General features: G+C 28.2%; 4 protein-coding genes. All 4 read left to right on the top strand.

Annotated features, from left to right (window positions below):
• Positions 1–709 precede the first annotated feature (709 nt).
• Positions 710–1,360, top strand: coding sequence for a ParA family partition ATPase (gene parA / locus NF27_RS10900; protein ID WP_039459641.1), 651 nt, complete (start codon positions 710–712; stop codon positions 1,358–1,360).
• Between the two features lie 7 nt (positions 1,361–1,367).
• Entirely contained in the window at positions 1,368–1,616 is a 249-nt protein-coding gene (locus NF27_RS10895) for a hypothetical protein (protein WP_039459638.1), read from the top strand.
• Between the two features lie 135 nt (positions 1,617–1,751).
• Positions 1,752–1,940 (top strand): ribbon-helix-helix domain-containing protein, encoded by a 189-nt coding sequence (locus NF27_RS10890; RefSeq protein ID WP_039459635.1) that lies wholly within the window; start codon positions 1,752–1,754, stop codon positions 1,938–1,940.
• Between the two features lie 126 nt (positions 1,941–2,066).
• The coding region (locus NF27_RS11545; RefSeq protein ID WP_458692791.1) for a hypothetical protein at positions 2,067–2,708 on the top strand (642 nt) is incomplete at its 3' end.

The raw sequence follows: 2,708 nt of genomic DNA, 5'->3' as shown, positions 1-2,708 counted from the left end.
TTAGGGGGTCAAATAGACTGAAACTCTAAGGGGTCAATATCAATGACATTCAACACTTTTTAACAAATCCCTTAAATTACAATAATTTTATTTATGCAAATACATTAAACCATTTATACATTTATACATCTTTACGCTTTTACATTTTTATGTCTACCAACCTTCTTAATTGCAAGATTTATAAAATTTTGCATATTAATGTTTATATGTATAACCATTAGTACATTTCTACATATATGTGCTTTTACACTTACATGCATATATGCATGACCATTTACACATTTATACATATATAGGCTTTTACATTTTTATGTCTACCAACCTCCTTTGTTGCAAAATTTATAAAATTTCACATACTAATGTTTATATGTATAACCATTAATACGTTTCTACATATATGCGTCTTTACACTTACATGCATAGATGTATAACCACTTATACATCTATGCATATATATGCTTTTACATTTTTATGTTTAGTTCAAATATATATGTTTTTGCAATGTAGTCCTTATTAGTCTACTAAATTCATAATTTTTATTAACTTCTTAAATTTATGAAAACAAGTTATAACACTTAAACATTTTAACATGTATACATATAAATGCTTATACATAAAATTTTATATACATTAATATGCAAAAAAGGTTTTACATATAAATGTACATAATCTATATTGAATATTATATAAAAAAATATTTTTAGATAAAATGATAATATCTTTATTAAACCAGAAGGGAGGAGTAGGTAAAACAACACTCTCAGTAAACTTAGCAGCAGCATATTCTCTTCAAGGAAAGAAAGTGTTATTGATTGATGCAGATCCTCAAAATAGTGCCATGGATTGGGCCACTAAAAGACAGGGTGACTCTTTGTTTACAGTGATAGGCATAACGAAGCCAATAATTCATAAAGAAATAAATGCTTTTATGGGAGATTATAACCATATTATCATTGATGGACCTCCAAGAATATATGAAGTTGCTCGTTCAGCAATAGTTGCATCCAATGTCGTTATTATTCCTGTGCAGCCATCTCCTTATGATGTTTGGGCAGCTAATGAGGTAGTATCCTTAATAAATGAAGTAACTGAACCTATTGCTGAATTAAAAAATATTAAGAAAGCCTTTGTTATAAATAGAAAAATAAAAAATACAGCGATTGGAAGAGATGTAGAGGAAGCTTTAAAAATGTATAACGTACCCGTATTAGAAAACCATATACACCAAAGGGTAACGTATGCAGAAACAGCTTCTGAAGGACTAAGCGTATTAGAAATGAAAGATAAAGATTCTGCAGCAGCTAGCGCAGCAGAAGAAATAGAAAACTTATCAAAAGAAATTTTAATAAAATTTAAATAGTAATAATATGACTAAAAAAACAATTAGCATATCTCCCAGACCTATACAAACAAGTAAATTAGAAGCTATAGACAAATGGGTAAATCAAGGAACATTGCCTGATAGATCAACTGACGATACTACACTAAAAGCAGTAAAAAGGTTCACCTTAACAATGCCAGATGAACTTCACAAAAAAATAAAAATGTATTGCGTACAAAACAATATTAAAATCCATGAAAAATTAATTGAAATTATTACTAAAGAATTTAAATAAAATCTTTCCTGTCTTTAAAAAACACACTCTGATGCACTGTATAACTAAGTGACGCACTTCTACACACTTAAATTTGACAATAGTTTTTTTCTATGCTACTAACTTTAATTATGGATATTAATTAGTAGCTAATAAATGGCGATTGGAAAAGATAATACAAGAATTACATTAACTTTACCTAAAGAAATATTGAAGGAAATTGATTTACACATTTCTAAGCAATATATCAATCGTACAAAATGGTTCATCGAAGCATCAAAAGATAGAATTGAAAAGGAGAAAAAAATACTTATAGATAAGGTAGTAAAAGGAAATAAAGAATAAATAAAAAAGGGCACAGACTACGTCCATGCCGCTCACCTAAAATTATAGTATCATATTAATACTATAAGGTCAAGCGTAGTCTATGTTTTATAACAAATTTTTATTGTTTTAAAGGAGACATATGTCATGACCAAAATGACTATATATGAAAAGCTATTAGAAAAACATTTTCATCCACAAATTATTATCCCTCAATTAGCTGAGGAACTAGGCCTAGAGCAGGCAATCATCATACAACAACTTCATTACTGGCTACAAAAGTGTGGTAAAATAATCGATGGTAATGTTTGGGTATATAATACCTATAAGGATTGGCATAAGCAGTTTTCTTATTGGTCTATCTCTAAGATTCAAAGATTTTTTTCTTCACTAGAAAAGCAAGGGATTATTATATCTAAAAAACTTAATGCCTGTAAATCAGACCATACTAAATGGTATTCCATCAATTACTCTAAAGTTATTGAGATATTAAGTGATTGCTTACCTGAAAAAAATTTTAGCTTAGAACAATTTGAACTATCTTTGTGTCAATCTGACACAATCATTAATAGGTTAACAGATAATAACCACCATAATACTAACTTTCTTTCTAATAATGATAAAACTAGTTCAAGGCTTAGAAAATCAGACAGACAAAATTTAAATTCTTTTGAAAAAGAAAGTTTAAAAGATGTTATGCAACCAATACCTTCACACAATCATATGCTCAAAATATTAGATAAAAAGACCGTTATAGTAGAGAAAGAGATATCAGAAGAAGGAACTGAT

Source organism: Candidatus Jidaibacter acanthamoeba (genome assembly GCF_000815465.1).
In the GTDB taxonomy this organism is placed as follows: domain Bacteria; phylum Pseudomonadota; class Alphaproteobacteria; order Rickettsiales; family Midichloriaceae; genus Jidaibacter; species Jidaibacter acanthamoebae.
This window is presented reverse-complemented; position numbering and strand designations above follow the sequence as displayed.

Coding starts and splice junctions, on each gene's coding strand:
- parA (WP_039459641.1), top strand. CDS start 710: ATGATAATATCTTTATTAAACCAGAAGGGAGGAGTAGGTAAAACAACA.
- NF27_RS10895 (WP_039459638.1), top strand. CDS start 1,368: ATGACTAAAAAAACAATTAGCATATCTCCCAGACCTATACAAACAAGT.
- NF27_RS10890 (WP_039459635.1), top strand. CDS start 1,752: ATGGCGATTGGAAAAGATAATACAAGAATTACATTAACTTTACCTAAA.